This window comes from Herbaspirillum lusitanum (genome assembly GCF_026127345.1).
In the GTDB taxonomy this organism is placed as follows: Bacteria; Pseudomonadota; Gammaproteobacteria; order Burkholderiales; family Burkholderiaceae_D; genus Herbaspirillum; species Herbaspirillum lusitanum.
In genome coordinates, this window is record NZ_QXFG01000003.1 from 213,209 (window position 1) to 230,963 (window position 17,755).

The 17,755-nt window shown below is 61.0% G+C and carries 16 protein-coding genes and 1 riboswitch; of the genes, 12 read left to right on the plus strand and 4 right to left on the minus strand.

What is annotated here, in order from left to right; translation table 11 throughout:
- Positions 1–102: 102 nt before the first annotated feature.
- Positions 103–1,758, minus strand: coding sequence for an ArnT family glycosyltransferase (locus DXT88_RS02235; RefSeq protein ID WP_321161094.1), 1,656 nt, complete (start codon positions 1,756–1,758; stop codon positions 103–105).
- Positions 1,759–2,151: 393 nt separating this feature from the next.
- Here DXT88_RS02235 and DXT88_RS02240 point away from each other — a divergent pair, with 393 nt between their 5' ends.
- Together DXT88_RS02240 and ssb are read left to right on the plus strand one after the other, a co-directional pair.
- Entirely contained in the window at positions 2,152–3,348 is a 1,197-nt protein-coding gene (locus DXT88_RS02240) for an MFS transporter (protein WP_407649263.1), read from the plus strand.
- 43 nt (positions 3,349–3,391) lie between these two features.
- The gene (gene ssb / locus DXT88_RS02245; RefSeq protein ID WP_265211417.1) at positions 3,392–3,910 is read left to right on the plus strand and encodes a single-stranded DNA-binding protein; all 519 of its coding nucleotides are present in this window, start codon (positions 3,392–3,394) and stop codon (positions 3,908–3,910) included.
- A 71-nt stretch (positions 3,911–3,981) separates the two neighbouring features.
- Here the strand turns inward: ssb and DXT88_RS02250 are convergent, their stop codons facing one another.
- Positions 3,982–4,596 (minus strand): TetR/AcrR family transcriptional regulator, encoded by a 615-nt coding sequence (locus tag DXT88_RS02250; protein ID WP_016832820.1) that lies wholly within the window; start codon positions 4,594–4,596, stop codon positions 3,982–3,984.
- A gap of 144 nt (positions 4,597–4,740) precedes the next feature.
- On the opposite strand from DXT88_RS02250, the gene DXT88_RS02255 reads away from it, so the two are divergent.
- From DXT88_RS02255 to DXT88_RS02290, 8 genes are read left to right on the plus strand one after another with little or no spacing between them, the layout of a single operon-like run.
- Positions 4,741–6,024, plus strand: a complete 1,284-nt coding sequence (locus tag DXT88_RS02255) for an NAD(P)/FAD-dependent oxidoreductase (RefSeq protein ID WP_265211418.1) — start codon at positions 4,741–4,743, stop codon at positions 6,022–6,024.
- 2 nt (positions 6,025–6,026) lie between these two features.
- Positions 6,027–6,845 carry a DUF1365 domain-containing protein gene (locus DXT88_RS02260; protein WP_265211419.1) on the plus strand — a complete coding sequence of 273 codons (819 nt, stop codon included), beginning with the start codon at positions 6,027–6,029 and terminating at the stop codon, positions 6,843–6,845.
- Positions 6,842–8,104: an SAM-dependent methyltransferase gene (locus DXT88_RS02265; RefSeq protein WP_265211420.1), complete on the plus strand. Its 1,263-nt coding sequence runs from the start codon at positions 6,842–6,844 to the stop codon at positions 8,102–8,104. The genes DXT88_RS02260 and DXT88_RS02265 overlap by 4 nt, the downstream gene beginning before the upstream one ends.
- A 25-nt stretch (positions 8,105–8,129) precedes the next feature.
- Positions 8,130–8,690: a chalcone isomerase family protein gene (locus tag DXT88_RS02270; protein ID WP_265211421.1), complete on the plus strand. Its 561-nt coding sequence runs from the start codon at positions 8,130–8,132 to the stop codon at positions 8,688–8,690.
- Positions 8,687–9,967 carry an MFS transporter gene (locus DXT88_RS02275; protein WP_265211422.1) on the plus strand — a complete coding sequence of 427 codons (1,281 nt, stop codon included), beginning with the start codon at positions 8,687–8,689 and terminating at the stop codon, positions 9,965–9,967. The genes DXT88_RS02270 and DXT88_RS02275 overlap by 4 nt, the downstream gene beginning before the upstream one ends.
- Positions 9,964–10,509 (plus strand): DUF3833 domain-containing protein, encoded by a 546-nt coding sequence (locus tag DXT88_RS02280; protein WP_265211423.1) that lies wholly within the window; start codon positions 9,964–9,966, stop codon positions 10,507–10,509. Before DXT88_RS02275 ends, DXT88_RS02280 begins: the two co-directional genes overlap by 4 nt.
- A gap of 11 nt (positions 10,510–10,520) precedes the next feature.
- On the plus strand, positions 10,521–11,303 hold the full coding sequence (locus tag DXT88_RS02285; protein WP_265211424.1) for an SDR family NAD(P)-dependent oxidoreductase: 783 nt from the start codon (positions 10,521–10,523) through the stop codon (positions 11,301–11,303).
- Positions 11,300–11,758: a nuclear transport factor 2 family protein gene (locus tag DXT88_RS02290; RefSeq protein WP_016832828.1), complete on the plus strand. Its 459-nt coding sequence runs from the start codon at positions 11,300–11,302 to the stop codon at positions 11,756–11,758. The genes DXT88_RS02285 and DXT88_RS02290 overlap by 4 nt, the downstream gene beginning before the upstream one ends.
- Before the next feature lie 70 nt (positions 11,759–11,828).
- On the opposite strand, the gene DXT88_RS02295 is transcribed toward DXT88_RS02290, so the two are convergent.
- Positions 11,829–13,454, minus strand: coding sequence for a glucan biosynthesis protein (locus DXT88_RS02295; RefSeq protein WP_265211425.1), 1,626 nt, complete (start codon positions 13,452–13,454; stop codon positions 11,829–11,831).
- 278 nt (positions 13,455–13,732) lie between these two features.
- Positions 13,733–13,912, plus strand: a riboswitch (yybP-ykoY riboswitch).
- A gap of 4 nt (positions 13,913–13,916) precedes the next feature.
- Here DXT88_RS02295 and DXT88_RS02300 point away from each other — a divergent pair.
- Complete coding sequence (locus DXT88_RS02300) at positions 13,917–14,492, plus strand: TMEM165/GDT1 family protein (RefSeq protein WP_016832830.1); 576 nt, start codon at positions 13,917–13,919, stop codon at positions 14,490–14,492.
- 77 nt (positions 14,493–14,569) lie between these two features.
- Here DXT88_RS02300 and DXT88_RS02305 read toward each other — a convergent pair whose 3' ends face one another.
- Complete coding sequence (locus DXT88_RS02305; RefSeq protein ID WP_265211426.1) at positions 14,570–15,637, minus strand: type II asparaginase; 1,068 nt, start codon at positions 15,635–15,637, stop codon at positions 14,570–14,572.
- A 608-nt stretch (positions 15,638–16,245) separates the two neighbouring features.
- On the opposite strand from DXT88_RS02305, the gene DXT88_RS02310 reads away from it, so the two are divergent.
- A complete protein-coding gene (locus tag DXT88_RS02310; protein ID WP_265211427.1) occupies positions 16,246–17,745 on the plus strand; it encodes an AMP nucleosidase in 1,500 nt (499 codons plus the stop codon).
- Positions 17,746–17,755 lie beyond the last annotated feature (10 nt).

Sequence of the window (17,755 nt, forward strand, 5' to 3'; positions counted from 1 at the left end):
TCCATCCGTTGTTCATATGAACATTGAATGGAGGATCAACCTATTACTATATCAGGACTCACCATTTACGGCTGGGCCGGCGGGCTGGGAAAGATCCTGGCGTTACTTCGTGATTTCGTGATGCATCGCGGCTGCAGCTGGCGTGTTGCGCCGATAGACGTTGAACGTCTGTTGGTCGTCGCCGTCGCGCGAACCTTGCCAGAAATGCGTCCACTCGCCCGCCGGCAGGCCGGTGCCGAACGGCGTCTGGACAATGGTCCAGCGGCAGTCGGTCCTGAGGATCTTGTCGACGGGCTGGTGGAGGATGCCGGTGTAATAGAACAGCATCGGCGCTTCCGATTCACCGAGGCCGATACTGGCCATGCAATCGCCGTCGCGCCACTCCGGTTTCAATCGTTCCGACAGGCGCGCATAGACATATTCAAAACTCTTGGCGAAATCGCCCCACGGCAACAGCAGCGTATAAGTCACGCCCCACATCAGCGTCAGGCCGGCAAACCAGCTTAGTGCGCCGCGCCACTTGCCGCATTGCTTCAGGCGCGGCAGGCAACACAGCCAGCCCAGCGTCATCATGGTCGCCGCACCCAGCGCCAGCGGTTGCAGCGGCGTGATGAAGCCGAGCGGCAACCATCTGCCGAGGTAAGACAAATAGTGATGGTGCTCGACCGGACCGATGGAAATCACGTAGATCGTCCATACAAGTGCGGTCATTGCACCAAAAAACAAGCGCGCAAACCAGTCCCAGCCGAGGTGAGCCCAATCCGGAAGGCGATCGATGGCGGCCGAACCCAGCACGCACAGCGGCAGGATCAACGGGAGCAGATACAACTGGCGTGCGGTGGCCGACATCAGCAAAAGGGTGATGCAAACCGCCGTGAACGCCACGGGAATCGCCACGCGCGGCTGACGGATCTTGCGCCATTCGCCTCCGGCAATCGCCAGCGCCGCCAGCGGCGCGCCCGGCAGGGCAAAGCCGGTCAGCGCGCGGAAGATCACGGTGTGGTCGTTGTCTGAGCCGAGCTTCTTGACGGAGAACCCCAGGAAACGGCCGACGTTGTTGTCCCAGAACCATTCCATGAACAGCGGCATGGAATGCTGCGCCAGCAGCACCGGCCAGATGAGGAAGAACGGCAGCGACACCAGCACGGCCAGGCCGACCATGCGCAGGTAGGAACGGCAACGGCATTCGCGCACCAGCAAGCCGACCAGCAAGGCGGTGGCAGCGTAGATGACCGGGACGAACAGGCCCTTGGACATTTCCGCAATGCCGACGCCGAGGCCGAACCAGAGCGCCGCCGATAGTCGCGGCGTTTTACGCTGTTCGTTGAGCGCAATGTGCAACAGCCCGTACATGGCAATTGCGCCGCCGCAGACCAGTGCAACATCGGTGAACATGTCATGCGCATGCTTGATCATGCCGACCGTGCCGGCGAACAGTGCCAGCGTGCCGAGCACGCGCGCGCTCAGGAAGCCGTCTTCGTTCCATGCGGCACGGGCAATCCGCGCCACGAACAGCAGTGTGACCAGCATGAAGAACACCGACGCCACGCGTGCGCCGTCGGCATAGCTGAGCCAGGGATGCAGCGCCGCGGCGAACAACGCCGCGGTCCAGTAGTAGAGCGGCGGTTTTTCCATGAAGGGCGCGCCGGCGTTGGTCGGTACCAGATAGTCGCCGCTGGTGAGCATGTGATGGATCATGCCGAAGCTGTAGGCTTCGTCCTGTTTCCAGGGGCCGTGCCCGAAGATGCCTGGAAGCAAGTAGGAACACCCCACGGCCGCCAGGAGCAACCATGCCCACCTCGCTGAAAGGTGCTGCTGGAGTGGCGTCAGGTAGGGCGAGCGGACAGGCGAAAGCATAAAATTGAATACGAGCAACGGGCTGGGATGGGTAACCGTCTATTGTTACATAATCGTCAGGCCGGAAACATTGCGTTACAAAACGAAACATGAAATTTTCGGTAAATTCCAGATGGTGCTTTGTGGGGCGAACACACGCAGAAAAAGCGGGGCTGGATTTGTTTGCTGCTAACATACCGGGTTTGGGTAACCGCCAACGCACGCTGTCGATCCGGACCTTATTCCGGCAGCATGTGCAGCCACGTCACTTCCATCATGAACGCCAATCTCACCGAATCTGCACAGAAAGCCGGCATGTCCGGCGCCGAAGTCCGCGCCAGCGCCTCGCTGGCGTCGATTTTCGCCTTGCGCATGCTCGGACTGTTCCTGATTCTGCCGGTGTTCGCGGTCCACGCCAAAGGCATGTCGGGCGGTGAAAGCGCGGCCATGGTCGGACTCGCCATGGGCATCTACGGCCTGGCGCAATCGTTTGGCCAGATTCCGTTTGGCATGGCGTCCGACAAATATGGCCGCAAGCGCGTCATCGTTGTGGGATTGGTATTGTTTGCGCTGGGCTCTTTCGTCGCTGCCGGTGCGCAGGATATCGGCTGGGTCATCGCCGGCCGCGCGATCCAGGGCGCCGGCGCGATTTCGGCGGCGGTGACGGCTTTCATCGCCGATTCGACGCGTGAAGAACATCGCACCAAAGCCATGGCAATGGTGGGCGGCTCCATCGGCCTGACCTTCGCGCTATCGCTGGTGGCGTCGCCGTTGTTGTATGAAGCGATCGGCATGGGCGGCATCTTCGGGCTCACCGGCGTACTGGCGCTGGCCGCCATCGGCGTGGTGCTGTTCGTGGTGCCCGATGCGCCGATGGTCAAGGCGCGTCGTGTGCCACTGGGCGAAGTGCTGCGCCATGGCGAACTGATGCGCCTGAACTTCGGCGTGTTCGCATTGCACATGACGCAGATGGCAATGTTCGTGGTGTTGCCCGCCGCGCTGGTGCAATATGCCGGTTTGCCGGTGGCCGAACATTGGAAGATTTATCTGCCGGTGGTGCTGGCCTCGTTCATTTTCATGCTGCCGCCAGTGTTCATCGGTGAAAAGCGCGGCTTGATGAAACAGGTGTTTGTCGCCGCGATTTCCTTGCTGCTGCTGGTGCAGGTCGGCATGTGGGCGACCTTGGCGCATTTCGCCGCGCATTGGTGGGTGCTGGTGTTCCTGTTGTTCGCTTTCTTCATCGCGTTCAACATCCTCGAAGCCTGCCAACCGTCGCTGGTGTCGCGCATCGCCCCGGCCGCCGCCAAAGGCACGGCGCTGGGCGTCTACAATACGCTGCAAGCGCTCGGCCTGTTCTGCGGCGGCGCCTTGGGCGGATGGCTGAAACAATATGCAGGCGCGCCCTCGGTGTTCGTAATGTGTGCTGTGGCAACACTGACCTGGCTTATAATCGCGTCTAACATGAAAAATCTGCCGCGCCGCGGCGCCCACCCCGCAAGCGCAACGGCTTAGGTATCAAATCAGTTATCAAATTTAGTGAAATCCAGGAGAAACAATGGCATCGGTCAATAAAGTCATCATCGTCGGCAACCTCGGGCGCGACCCGGAAACGCGCTACATGCCCAATGGCGAAGCCGTCACCAACGTCGCCGTCGCCACGACCGAAAGCTGGAAAGACAAGAACAGCGGTGAAAAGAAAGAACTCACTGAATGGCACCGCATCACCTTCTATCGCAAGCTGGCGGAAATCGCCGGCCAGTACCTGAAGAAGGGGTCGCAAGTCTACGTCGAAGGCCGCCTGCAAACGCGCAAGTGGACCGACAAGGACGGCGTGGAAAAATACACCACCGAAATCATCGCCGACACCATGCAAATGCTGGGCAGCCGCCAGGGCATGGGCGGCGGCGCGTCGATGGATGATGGCGGCGGCAGCTACGGCGGCGGTGGCGGCGGTGGTAGTGCTCCGGCGCGTCAGAGTTCGGGCGGTGGCGCAAGTGGCGGCGCGGCGCGCGCGCCGGCGGCAGCTCGCCCGGCGCCGAATTTCTCGGACATGGATGACGACATCCCGTTCTGAGCGATTCTTTCCGCCCGACAAAAAGCCGGCCCTCGCAAGAGCGCCGGTTTTTTTATTGGGCCTAAGGATAGTCAGCGCGCCGGATGGAAGCCCTCGAACGCCACCTGCAACATGTGCTGCACGATATCTTCATTGCTCATCTTGCTGAAGCGCTGCAGGTATTCCACCGCCGGATCGCAGGTGCGGGCGTAATAACTGAACAGGATGACGTCGCTCGGCAGCGCCGCGTCGAGTTCGCCGTTCTTCTGCGCCGCCAGCACCAGCTTTTCGATCTGGCCGTTGAGCTTGAGCACGCGCGTCACATACTTGAGATTGCGCATGAGCATGTCGCGCACATGCGCGCTGGTCGACGGCAGGAACGGCAAGCCGCCGTCCAGCCGCACGCGCAGGGCCCATTCCAGCAACGCCGCCAGCTTGCTCTTCGGGCTGAGCGCGTCATCGAGTTGCGCCAGATAATCCACCGCGCCGTCGATCAGGCGGATCAGCGCTTCGCCCACCAGGTCTTCCTTCGATTTGAAATGCTTGTACAGGCTGGGTTTGGAAATCCCTACCGCACCGGCGACGTCGTCCATGGTCATCAGGTCGTAACCCTTGGCGCCCAGTACCGACGTGGCCGCATCGAGGATGGCGTTCTCACGCAGCTTGAAGGCTTGATCCTTGAAACTTAATTTTCCAAAAATACTCATTGGTAGCTTTAGTTACTAATTGGTAGATTTTATTTTGTATTGGTAGTAATCTTAGCACCGAACTGGCAAATCCAGCAAAACCAGCAGCGCGCGAATGCCGCGAACATGGCACATACACTACAAAAACGACAGGGAAGGCAGGCAATGACGCAAGCCAGGCAAAAAATCGCAGTAATCGGGGCCGGCATATCCGGCCTTGCAAGCGCGTATTTCCTTGCCCGCCGGCACGACGTCGTGGTGTACGAGGCCGGCGGCTATATCGGCGGCCACGCCAATACCGTGGATGCGACGCTGGAAGGCCGGACCTTTCCGGTCGATACCGGATTCCTGGTCTTCAACGAAGCCACTTATCCGAATCTGATCGCATTGCTCGACGAACTCGGCGTCGACAGTTATGCCACCGACATGTCGTTTGGCGTGTCGCTGGACGGCGGCCGATTCGAATGGGCCGGTACCAGTCTCGACACCGTCTTTGCTCAGCGCCGCAGAGTGATGTCGCCGGCTTTCCTGGGCATGTTGCGGGATATCCTGCGCTTCAATCGCGCGGCGGAAAGCAATCTCGCCGCCAGCCTTGTTTCACCCCTATCGCTGGAACAGCTGCTTGCGGCAGGCAGCTACGGCGCCATGTTCCGCGATGCTTATCTGCTGCCGATGGCAGCGGCAATCTGGTCGAGCGCGCCGGCGGATATTTTGCAATTCCCTGCGGCCACCTTCCTGCGTTTCTGCCTCAATCACGGGCTGTTGCAGGTCAATGATCGGCCGCAATGGCGAACGGTCAAAGGCGGCGCCCGCGAATACGTCAGGAAGATCACGGCGACGTTGCCGGCGGTGCGGCTCAACACGAAAGTAGTGGACGTGCTGCGCGACGACGCAGGGGTAACCGTTCGCACGCATGACGGGTCCGAACGGTTCGACAGCGTGGTGTTCGCCACGCATGCCCCGGATACCTTGCGCATGCTCACCGACGCCGATGCCGAGGAACGCGCCCTGTTGTCGGCAGTACGGTATCAGGCCAACACCGCCTACTTGCATACCGATCTGTCGCTGATGCCGCAGCGGCGCAAGGTCTGGTCTTCCTGGAATTACCTGGGCGCGGCTTCTGCGGCGCAGGACGGCGCACGCGCGGTGTGCGTCAGCTACTGGCTCAATCAATTGCAAGCCTTGCCGTGCAAGAGCGCGGTGATGGTGACCCTCAATCCGTTCTCGCCGCCTGCCGCCGGCAAGACGATTGCCAGGTTCGACTACGATCATCCGATATTCGATCAGGCGGCTATTTCTGCGCAACACACCTTGGCTTCGATCCAGGGAAAACGGCGCACCTGGTTCGCAGGCGCCTGGACCGGTTATGGCTTCCATGAAGACGGGTTGAAATCGGCTCTGCGCGTAGCAGCCGATTTCAGTGCCGCACCGTCATGGGCGAAGGTTTGAGCATGACGAACCCGCGCGCACCGGCCTATATCGTTCGTGGCCACGTCATGCACGAGCGGCTGCGCCCGGCGCAGCACCGCTTCGTCTACCCGGTGTTTTATGTGCGCCTGAATCTGGCGCGGCTGTCCGAAGCGAACAATGCCTGGTTCGGCGTCGATCGCCTGCGGCTGATGTCGCTGAGGACACGCGACTACGGTCCGCGCGACGGCAGCGACCTGGACGGCTGGATGCGCGCGCAACTGGCGGATGCAGGTTTGCCTTGCGATGGTGAAATCTGGCTGCAGACCTTTCCGCGGCTGTTCGGCTTCGTGTTCAACCCGGTCAGTTTCTGGCTGTGCCATGACGGCGCCGGCGCCTTGCGCGCCGTGCTGGCCGAAGTGAACAACACCTTCGGCGAAACGCATCGTTATTTGCTGGCCGACAGCGAACGCAAGGCGATTACGCCCGACACGCGCCTGGTCTGCGCCAAGGCCATGCATGTGTCGCCGTTTTGCGAAGTGCGTGGCAGCTACCGGTTTCGCTTTCGCGACACGGCAACCACCACGTTGATCGGTATCGATTATGACGACGGCGCCGACAACCCGGACAGCGCCGGCGTATTGATCCACACCACCGTCGGCGGCCGCTTGCAGGCAATGACCTCAGCGGCGGCGTTGCGCGCGCTGCTGACGCAACCCTTCCTGACCTTCGGCATCGTCGCAAAAATCCATTGGCAGGCCTGGAAACTCTGGTGCAAGCGCGTGCCGTTTTTTCGCAAACCCGTCCGTCCGGCGGACAGCGCGGTTGCGACCGCCAATTTCAACAAGGAGATGTCACCGTGAACCCGACCGAGATGAAGCACTTCAGCGCACCCCTGCCCGAAGCTGCGGCGTCCACATCATCGCGTCCCGCCGACGCCTTCACTTCCGCCCCGCCGGCTACGCGCCTGTTCCTGCGCTTGCTCAACTGCCTCTCGCACGGCCACTTGCAGCTGACTACGCCGCATGGCAATGCGTTGACCTTCGGCGACTTGCATCAGCCGCCCAGCGCGCACATGGTCATTCGCGACTGGCGCGCCTGCGCCCGCATGCTGCAATCGGGGGACATCGGTTTCGCCGAAAGTTATGCCGCCGGCTGGATTGATACGCCCGACCTGAGCGCGTTGCTGCGCCTTTGCCTGCGCAACCAGGCGGAACTGGAGCGCATGCTGTTCGGCGGCAAGCTGGCCGGATTGTGGTATCGCCTGCGGCATCTGATGCGCGCCAATACGCGCGCCGGCAGCCGCAAGAATATCCACGCGCATTACGACATAGGCAATGCCTTCTACCATCAGTGGCTCGATGACAGCTGGACGTATTCGAGCGCGATCTTCGACGGCGACCACGGGCAAAGCCTGGAGGCGGCGCAAGCGCGCAAATATCAGCGCATCGTCGATCAACTCGGTTTGCAGGCAGGCGACCACGTGCTGGAAATCGGTTGCGGCTGGGGCGGTTTTGCCGAGCATGCCGCGTCGCGCGGCATCCGCGTGCACGGCGTCACCATCTCGGCTGCGCAGTTGCAGGTCGCGCAGCAGCGTATCGCCGCGCGCGGTCTCGATCAGTTGGCCCGGCTTGAGCTGTGCGACTACCGTGACCTGAAAGGCGAGTACGACGCGGTGGTGTCGATCGAGATGTTCGAGGCCGTCGGCGAGCGCTTCTGGCAACAGTATTTCGACACCGTGTCGGCACGCTTGAAGAAGGGCGGCCGCGCCATGATCCAGTCGATCACGATTGCCGAGCAATACTTTGAACGCTACCGCAGCACGTCCGACTTCATCCGCCAGTACATCTTCCCGGGCGGCATGCTGCCGAGTCCGGAACGCTTCTGCGCCAAGGCGCGCCAGGCCGGCCTGCAGACGCTCGATCAATACGGTTTCGGTCGCGATTATGCGGAGACGCTGCGCCGTTGGAACGCCTCCTTCCTGCACGCCCGCGATGCCATTCGGAAGCAGGGATTCGACGAGCGCTTCATGCGGCTGTGGCAACTCTACTATGCCTATTGCGAAGTAGGTTTTGACGAGGAGCGCACCGATGTCATTCAGTTCATGTTGCAGAAAAACTGACCGCAAAAAAGCGGAGGCCCGGACCGTGTTCGCCGGAGCAGGACTCCTGCGCGCAATGTTCTGCACGGGCTTTGCCGCACGCTGCTTGCTGGTCGCTGCGCTGTCGGCGGGGCCTGCACAGGCCGCGAGCTGGCGCGACGATCTGCCTCAGGCGCACCTGCAGGGTAGTGCGGGACTGCGCTGGTTCGGATTGAAGGTCTATGACGCAGCGCTATGGAGCGCCGCGGCGCCGTTCGATCCCGCGCAGCCGTTTGCGCTGGAGCTGACCTATCAACGCAGCATCAGCCGCACGCGCATCGTGCAGACCAGCATCGATGAGATCCGCCGTCTGTCCGAAGGCCGTTACAGCGACCAACAATTGCAGCGCTGGGAAGCCGACATGGCGCGTGCTTTCACCGACGTCAATGAAGGCGATCAGCTTACCGGCGTCTACCTGCCGGGCATTGGTTGTCGCTTCTACAGCCGCACGCGCTTGTTGGCGGAGGTGCGCGATGCGGAATTCGCCCGTGCTTTCTTCGCCATCTGGCTCGATCCGCGCACCAGGGACACGCAATTGCGCAATCGTCTGCTGGGGGCCGAAAAATGAAAAACGAGAGCCGGCTCCGCTACTTCGCCTACGGCCTGCTGGGTCTGCCGCTGGCGATGTCGGCTTTGCCCGTCTATATCCAGGCGCCGCTGTACTACAGCTCCTATCTTGGCGCGACGCTGGCAGGCACAGGCTGGGTGTTGTTCCTGGCGCGAGTCGTCGATACCGTGCAAGACCCTTGGCTTGGACAGTGCATCGACAAATTGCAGGGTGCTCGTTTGCACTTGTGGATGATGCTCGCCGGCGCGTTGCTGGCGCTGGCGTTCTTCGGCATCTGGTTGCCGCCGGCGAGCGTGCGTGTTTCCGGCGCCTATCTTCTGGCGTGGCTGGGCGTCATGCTGGTCGTTGCCTACACTGCGCACAGCATGCTCAATATTGCTTACCTGGCGTGGGGTGCGCGCCTGTCGGAAGATGCCGGCGGATTGCTCGGGGCTTCCGCCTTGCGTGAGTTGATGGGTTTGCTGGGAGCCGTGCTGGCCAGCGTGATTCCGGGTGTCATCATGGTGAGCGGCGCCCGCAGTCAAGCTGGTTTCGCGCTGTATTCGGGCGCCTTCGCCGTCGCAGTGGCGGTATCGCTGGCAGCCTTGCTGTGGCTGGCGCCGCGCTGGAACAAGGTGGCTGCGCACGCCGACGGCTGGCGCAGCGCCGTGGCGACGATGCGATCCAATCCTGGATTTCGACGGTTGCTATTGCCGTATTTCCTGAATGCGGTGTCGGTAGCGATTCCGGCCACGCTGGCGCTGTTTTTCATCAACGACAGATTGCAGGCGCCGGATTATGCCGGCGGCTTTCTCGCGACGTATTTCATCTCCACGGCGATCGGCTTGCCGCTCTGGGTGGCGGCCGCCCAACGCGTCGGCGTATTGCCGGCCTGGCGCATCGGCATGCTGCTGGCGATCCTTGCCTTCGGCGGTACGGTGTTGCTCGGGGCGGGTGACGTTCTGTTGTACGGAGCGGTGTGCGTCGCAGCGGGTCTGGCGCTGGGCGCCGACCTGGCCCTGCCGCCGGTATTGCTGGCAAACGTGATTGGCAGGAACGAAAGTACTGCAGCCTATTACGGCGTCTGGACATTGCTGGCGAAGCTGGCGCTGGCGTTCTCGGGCCTTGCGTTGCCGCTGCTGGCGTTGTTCGACTATCAGCCCGGCATGAGCGGCAATGCTGCACTGGGCTGGACGTATGCGGCCGTTCCCTGCGTGTTCAAACTGATGGCCTTGCTGTTGCTGAGAACGGCGCCGGCATCCGATTCCCTTGCTGTTTTACCGGAGACCTCCTCATGAAAATCATCCGCCGTTTTACAGCGCTGTCGCTGTCCGTCGTATTGCTTCTATTGCTCGGCGCTTGCGCCGGCACCGACGTCTCGCACTATGCCAAGAACCAACCGGTGTTCGACCCGGTGCAATTCTTCAGCGGCAAGACCGAGGCATGGGGCATGTTCCAGAAACGCGGCGGCGAGGTCGTCAAGCGCTTTCACGTCGAGATCACCGGCAGCGAGCAAGACGGCGAGCTGACGCTGGACGAGCGTTTTCGCTATGACGACGGCACTACGCAACAGCGCGTCTGGACCCTGACCAGGCAAGCTGACGGCAGCTGGCGCGGCACCGCCGGCGACGTCGTCGGCGAAGCGGTCGGCCATGCCGCAGGCAATGCGCTGAACTGGCGTTACACCTTGTTGCTGCCGGTCGACGGCGAGACTTACGAAATGCACATGGATGACTGGATGTACCAGATGGACCGGCACACCTTGATCAACCGCACCAGCATGAGCAAGTTCGGGCTGGAAGTCGGACAGGTGACGCTGTTCTTTCGCAAGCAGGATTGACGGAGACCACGATGTTTAATCCCATGAACAAGCCGGTGCACGACTGGACCGGCAAGCGCATCTGGCTGATCGGCGCCTCCAGCGGCATCGGCGCCGCCCTGGCGCGCCAGGCGCTGGCGATGGGCGCGCAGGTGGCGATCTCGGCGCGTCGCAGGGAGGCCTTGCATGCTGTGGCCGGGACGAGCGACAAGGCCTTGATCCTGCCGTTCGACGTGCTCGATCACGCCGCGTGGCGCGTGCGTCATGCCGAGGTGTGCGCGGCGTTCGGCGGTGTCGACCTGATGTTGTTCTGCGCCGCCGATTATCGTCCCGAACGCAGTTGGGAAGTCAGCGACGACCTCGCCGAGCAGACCATCAAGACCAATCTGGTCAGTGTCTACTCGGCTTTGTCCAGCGTGCTGCCCGGCATGCTGGCGCATGGCAGCGGCGGCATCGCATTGGTGGCCAGCGTGGCCGGGTACATGGGGCTGCCCAATGCCAGCGTCTACGGTCCCGGCAAGGCGGCCCTGATCAATCTGGCGGAAATCCTCTACAGCGACCTGCGCAGCAAGGGCATCAATGTCTATCTCATCAATCCCGGTTTCGTGAAGACCGGCCTGACGGAGAAAAACGACTTCGCCATGCCGGCCATGCAAACGCCTGCCGCCGCCGCCGTCGAAATCTGGAAAGGCATCGCCGAAGGGCGCTTTGAAATCCATTTCCCGCGTCGCTTTACGCGTATCCTGAAGCTGATCCAGATGTTGCCGTATCGCTGGCGCTTTGCCTTGTTCCACCGCTTCCTGCACATGACATGACCGAGATGAGATTAAATGACCGACTCGATGCGCTGGCCGAATGGTACGTGACGCTGACGCGACAGAGCGTGCGCCATATCGGCCAGTTCTATGCGCCCGAAGTGCACTTCAAGGATCCGTTCAACGACATCCGCGGCATCGCCGCGATGATCGCCGTATATGAACACATGTTCGACACGACCGACCATCCGCATTTCATCATCCATGAGCGCATCGTTGCCGGCGATCAGGCCTTCATCACCTGGGTCTTCCATTTCGGGCTCAAGGGAAAGCACTACAGCATCGCCGGCGGCACGCATCTGAAGTTCAACCAGGAAGGCCTGGTCGTCCTGCATCGCGACTACTGGGATGCGGCGGAAGAACTGTTCCAGAAATTACCGGTGATCGGCGGATTGATACGCTGGCTGCGCAGATTGTTCGAGACCAGGATCGACCTTACGGCAGGCCGCGGATGATGTCGGCGCTCTTGTCCGGCGCCGGAACGAAGCAGAATTCCGGCGCGGTCAGGCGGACGCCCGCTCGCCGTTAGTAGACGCCGCGCGTCTTGAACGGCTGGTATTGATACAGCCAGGTTTCCGAGAGCGTCTGGTTCTTGTGGCGCAGGTACAGGCGCAGGTCGACCGGATCCTCGCCGTCGACGGTGAGGTCGAACTGCGCGCGCCAGTGGCCGGCGACGCCATTCGGCACCGCTTCGGTGAAGATGTAGGAGAAGCTGCCGCGCGAGGACGACAGTACGGCTTCGGGCAATTCGCCGAAGGCCAGTTTCTCCAGCGGCGCACCCTTGAATTCGACCATGAACTTGCGTACGTTTTGCGGCCGCGCCTGGCCCGGCTGGCCGCCGTTGCCGAGGCGCGTGGCGACGCAGCGCGCCAGCGGCGACGGGAACGGCTCGTCCTTCATCCAATGCAGCCGGTAGCGCAGGCGATAGCTGCTGCCGGCGGCGGCTTTGGCCTTCGGCACCCACATCGCGACGATGTTGTCGTGGATCTCATCGTCGGTCGGGATTTCGATCAGTTGCACCGAACCTTCGCCCCAGCTTCCCAGCGGTTCCACCCACAGGCTCGGGCGGCGCTCGTAATGCACGCCATCCTGGTAATGATCGAAGTTGCGGTCGCGCTGCAGCAGGCCGAAGCCGCGCGGATTGTTGTCGCCGAACGCCGAGGCGGTGATGCGCGCCGGGTTGTTGAGCGGACGCCAGATGTGTTCGCCGTTGCCGTTCCAGATCGCCAGGCCGTCGGAGTCGTGCACCTCCGGACGCCAATCGGCGCCAGTGCCCTTGACGGCTTCGGAATACCACAGCATCGAGGTGGCCGGCGCGATGCCGAGACGTCCCACGTCCTGGCGCAGGAACAGCGCGCAGTCGACGTCCATGACCACGCCAGCAATACCACCTGCATCGCGGCGCATGATGAACTTGTAGGCGCCGACGATGCTCGGACCGTCGAGCACGGCGTACACCACGACGGTGTCGCTCTTGTCGGCCGGCGTTTCGAAATAGAAGTGCGTGAAGTTGGGAAACTCTTCCGGCTTGCCGGCCTGGGCCACGTCGATGGCGATGCCGCGTGCCGACAAACCGTATTGATACAGGTCGCCGATGGCGCGGAAGTAAGAGGCGCCGAGGAAGGCGACCCAGTCGTTCTTGCGCCAGTCGAGTTTGGCCTGGTCGCCGCTGCGGCTTTCCTGGAAACGGAAACCGGCAAAGCCGCTGCCGCGCGGCAGCTTGCGCGCGGGGCTGTCGGCCGGCATGTCGAAGTAGCTTTCGTCGTACAGGATTTCGCGCGCCTTGGCGTTGTTGCCCGAGCCTTCCAGCGTGTACATGTGCACCGGCGCCTGGAAGAAGCGGCCGAGATGGAAGAAGGTCACCGGGAATTGTCCCGGGCCGTTGGCGAACAGCGATGAGTCGGTATTGAATTTGATCTTGCCGTGCGCCTCGTAGTCGATCTTGTCGAGGATGTCGGCCGGCGGTTTGTTCTGCGGCTTGTAGGGCGACTGCGCGGCCGTGCGCACTTGCGAGATCAGGGCGTCGAACGAGAAGGGCGCAGGGTTGCCGAGTTTGATGCGATTGGCGGCGAGCGCTTCGGGAGGAATGCCGAGGGCGGCGAGAGCGGCGGTCGCGGTGGCAGAGCTCAGGAAGGTGCGTCGATTGATCATGGGCAATAAATGTCGAGTGAGTAATGCTGCATGCAGCAAGGATTGGTCGGGGATGCAGCGCGAAACAAGATGGGAATGGACCGCATCATTGAATTCGGTGAACGAAGACGCTGCTGCAAAGGCGGAAATCCTAGCATGACGAGGGCGCTCGCGTGGGGCTTCGCGCCGGGTTAGTCGTGCTGGCCCGAGGGCTACTTGATAAAGAGTCTCATCCCCGCGCTTGGTTCCTGCTTCTTTGAGTATTTTCTATGGACGCATAAAAATTAATTGAGTAAAATTCGCCGGTCATTGGGGAGTAGTCGCCTTCCGCCCTGAGGAGGGGCTTATGTCAACATACTTGGTCCACACGACCATGGCATAAGCGGTCCTAAAAGCTTGACAAGACCTTTGACCACGTTGCCTCCGGAATGGCCGGGGAGAGGCGTGGTCAATCGTATTTTTGTCCGGCCATGGAGACCCCAATTGGATGCATTTCTCATTTCCACCGGCGTAGTCGCCTTGGCTGAAATCGGCGACAAGACGCAACTGCTGGCCTTTATCCTCGCTGCAAAATTTCGCAAACCGATTCCCATCATCCTGGGCGTTCTGGTGTCGACCATCGCCAACCATGCCTTTGCCGGCGCGCTCGGAGCATGGATCACGTCGCTGGTCTCGCCCGAAACCATGCGCTGGATTCTCGGCGTGTCCTTCATCGGCATGGCGATCTGGACGCTGATTCCCGACAAGTTCGACGAGAGCGAAGCCAGGTTTGCACGCTTCGGCGTGTTCGGCACCACCGTGATTGCCTTTTTCCTGGCGGAGATGGGCGACAAGACGCAGGTGGCGACCGTCGCATTGGCGGCGCAGTACCACGCCTTCGTGCCGGTGGTGGCAGGGACGACGCTGGGCATGATGATCGCCAACGTGCCGGCCGTATTGCTGGGCGACCGTATCGCCGGCAAGATCCCGGTGCGCGTCGTGCATGCCATCGCCGCGCTGATCTTCGCGATCATCGGTGTGATGACGCTGCTGGGAGCGGGTAAATCGCTGGGATTCTGATGCCTGGCGGCGATCCTTTCGCACAATGAAAAACGGCCCGCATTGCGGGCCGTTTTTCTTGCTGCACCAGATAGTGATCAATACGAATAGAAGATCTTCTGGATTTCTTTTGTGTCGCTGGTCTTGGTCAGCGCCAGCATCAGCAGGATGCGGGCTTTTTGGGCGTTCAGCGTGTCGGAGACGACGAAGTCCAGCTTGTCGTCATCCGCTTCGCCATTGCGCGCCACGATGCCTTGGCCGACGCGGCTGGCGCGAACGATCACAACGCCTTTCTTGCGTGCTTCGCTCAGCGATGGCGCCACCATGTTGTTCAGGCTGCCGTCACCCACGCCGGCGTGGATGATGCCCTTGGCGCCGGCGGCGACGAAGGCGTTCAGCGCGATCGGGTTCATGTTGGCGTAGCCGTAGACGATATCGACTTGCGGCAGCACATCCAGCTTCGAAATGTCGAATTCGGAATCAACAGTGTGCTTGCGGGTCGACTGACGATAGAAGAATGGCTTGCTGCCCTGGATATAGCCCAGGAAACCCAGTTCAGGCGTCTTGAAAGTATCCAGCGTGGAGGTGTTGGTCTTGGTGACTTCACGCGCAGCATTGATCTGATCGTTCAGCGTAACGAGCACGCCCTTGCCGATGGCTTCCTGGCTGCCTGCCAGCAGGACGGCGTTGTACAGGTTGATCGGGCCGTCGGCGCTGATTGCTGTCGATGGACGCATCGAGCCGACGATCACCACCGGCTTCTTGCTGTGCACGGTCAGGTCGAGGAAGTAAGCGGTCTCTTCGATGGTGTCGGTGCCGTGCGTGATCACGATGCCGTCAACGTCGCTTTGCGCCAGCAGCGTGTTCACGCGCTTGGACAGCTTCAGCCAGTAGTCGTTGTTCATGTTTTCGCTGGCGATCTGGAACACCTGCTCGCCCTTGACGTTGGCGACTTTCTTGAGTTCCGGAACGGCATCGATCAGCGCTTCAACGCCGATTTTTGCAGCGGTGTAGCCGACGGTGGTGGTGCTCGATGCACCGGTGCCGGCGATGGTGCCGCCGGTTGCCAGGATCATGACGTTGGGAAGTTTTTGCGCGTGCGCGATGGAGACCAGGGCGGCACAGGCCAGGATCAGAAACTGGCCGAATATTTTTTTGGAATGCATGTCGTTCCTCTTGATGAAAGTATGTTTTTTAGTCTCTTCTCCATGTATTCCGACGCGAGCAGATGCACGCCGGAGCTTGCCCTTGTGAGGCGCGGAGAGCAGCCAAGATAGCACTCATTGGAGCTACTTAGAAGATATGCGGAGGGATTTCTGAAAGTATTTTTATGCGTGGAGTGAGGCGACGATTTTGTGCTCGCAAGGAGTGCGTGGGATGCGCCCTTTGAGGGCGGGAGAAATCCATTTCTGCACTCTAATCGACCGTCTTCGGAGCGGCATTTGCATACTGAAAGGAATGTGGGAAACCACGCAGCGCGCTGTTTCGATACTTTGAATTTTTCAGCCTCCCATTTTTGTGAATGAAAAAAATCAGCATGCGGAATATTTGATTCTATTCAAGAATGGCAACGAGCGGCGAAATGAACGCGAGGCCGTTGCGCGAGACCTCAGTTTCTGGAATTCAGTTGGCCTTTTTGTTTATATAGGTACAATGAAATCGGACGTTGCCGTGATGAATCCTTGTCGGATTCATACCGAACCGGGGCGACTAATCGTGGACCCGTGAACCTGTGAATCTGTGAACCCGTGAACCGGAATTGATTGGAGCCAAGTTGTTGACCGAAAAATTTACCGATCCGCAAGCGGCGGTCGATCGCGTGATCGAAATCTATGAGAGCAACACCGCCATCCTCCGTGACGCCTTCAAGCTGTTCGCCAAAGGCGAAGTGCTGCAGGACCGTGTGCGAGCGTGCTATCCCTTTGTACGCATCACCACCGAGAAAGTCACCCACACCGATACGCGCCAGTCGTTCGGTTTTGTCGCCGGGCCTGGAACTTACCAGACCACGCTGACGCGTCCTACGCTGTTCAAGAATTACCTGCTGAGCCAATTCACGTTGCTGCTGCAGAATCACCAGGAGCCGCTCGAGGTCGGCGTCAGCGAGTTGCCGATTCCTGTGCACTTCGCCTTTGCCGAAGGCATCCACGTCGAAGGCGATCTCGATCCCGAACATCTGCGCTTGCTGCCCGACGTGTTCGACTTGCCCGACCTGGCCGAGATGGACGACCGCATCGTCAACGGCACCTATGAAGCCGACAACGGCGGCTGGCGCGACGGCGTGCATCCGCTGGCGTTGTTCACCGGACCGCGCATCGACTATTCTCTGCATCGCCTGCGCCATTACACGGCGACCGCGCCTCAGCATTTCCAACGTTATGTGCTGTTCACCAACTATGCGTTTTACGTCGATGAATTCGTGCGCATGGGACGCGAACTGATGCAGGCCACCGACGATCCGGAACTGCGCTCCTACCGCCAGCAATACACCGCCTTCGTCGAGCCCGGCAACGTCACCACGCCCAACGCCAATGTGGAAGGCATGAAGGGCGTGGCCGGTTCCGGCACGGCGCCGGCGCGCCAGCCGCAAATGCCGGCCTACCATCTGCAGCGTTCCGACGGTTCCGGCATCACGCTGGTCAACATCGGCGTCGGACCTTCCAATGCCAAGACCATCACGGACCATATCGCCGTGCTGCGTCCGCACGGCTGGATCATGCTCGGTCATTGCGCCGGCCTGTCGTCGTCGCAACGCATGGGCGACTACGTACTGGCGCACGCTTACGTGCGCGACGATCACGTGCTGGATGACGACCTGCCGTTGTGGGTGCCGATCCCGGCATTGGCGGAAGTGCAGCTGGCCTTGCAGGACGCGGTGGCCGGCATCACGCAACTGGAGGGCTACGAGCTCAAGCGCATCATGCGCACCGGCACCGTGGCTTCGGTCGACGACCGCAACTGGGAGCTGCGCGACCATCGCACGCCTTTGCTGCGCTTCAGCCAGAGCCGGGCTATCGCGCTTGACATGGAAAGCGCAACGGTGGCGGCCAACGGTTTCCGCTTCCGCGTGCCTTATGGCACATTGCTGTGCGTGTCGGACAAGCCTCTACACGGCGAAATCAAGCTGCCCGGCATGGCGAATCGTTTCTACGAGCAGCGCGTAGCGCAGCATCTGAAGATCGGCATTCGCGCGCTGGAGTTGCTGCGCAATCATGGCGTCGAGCAATTGCACAGTCGCAAGCTGCGCAGCTTCGGAGAGCCGGCATTCCGCTGATGTTCGTTTG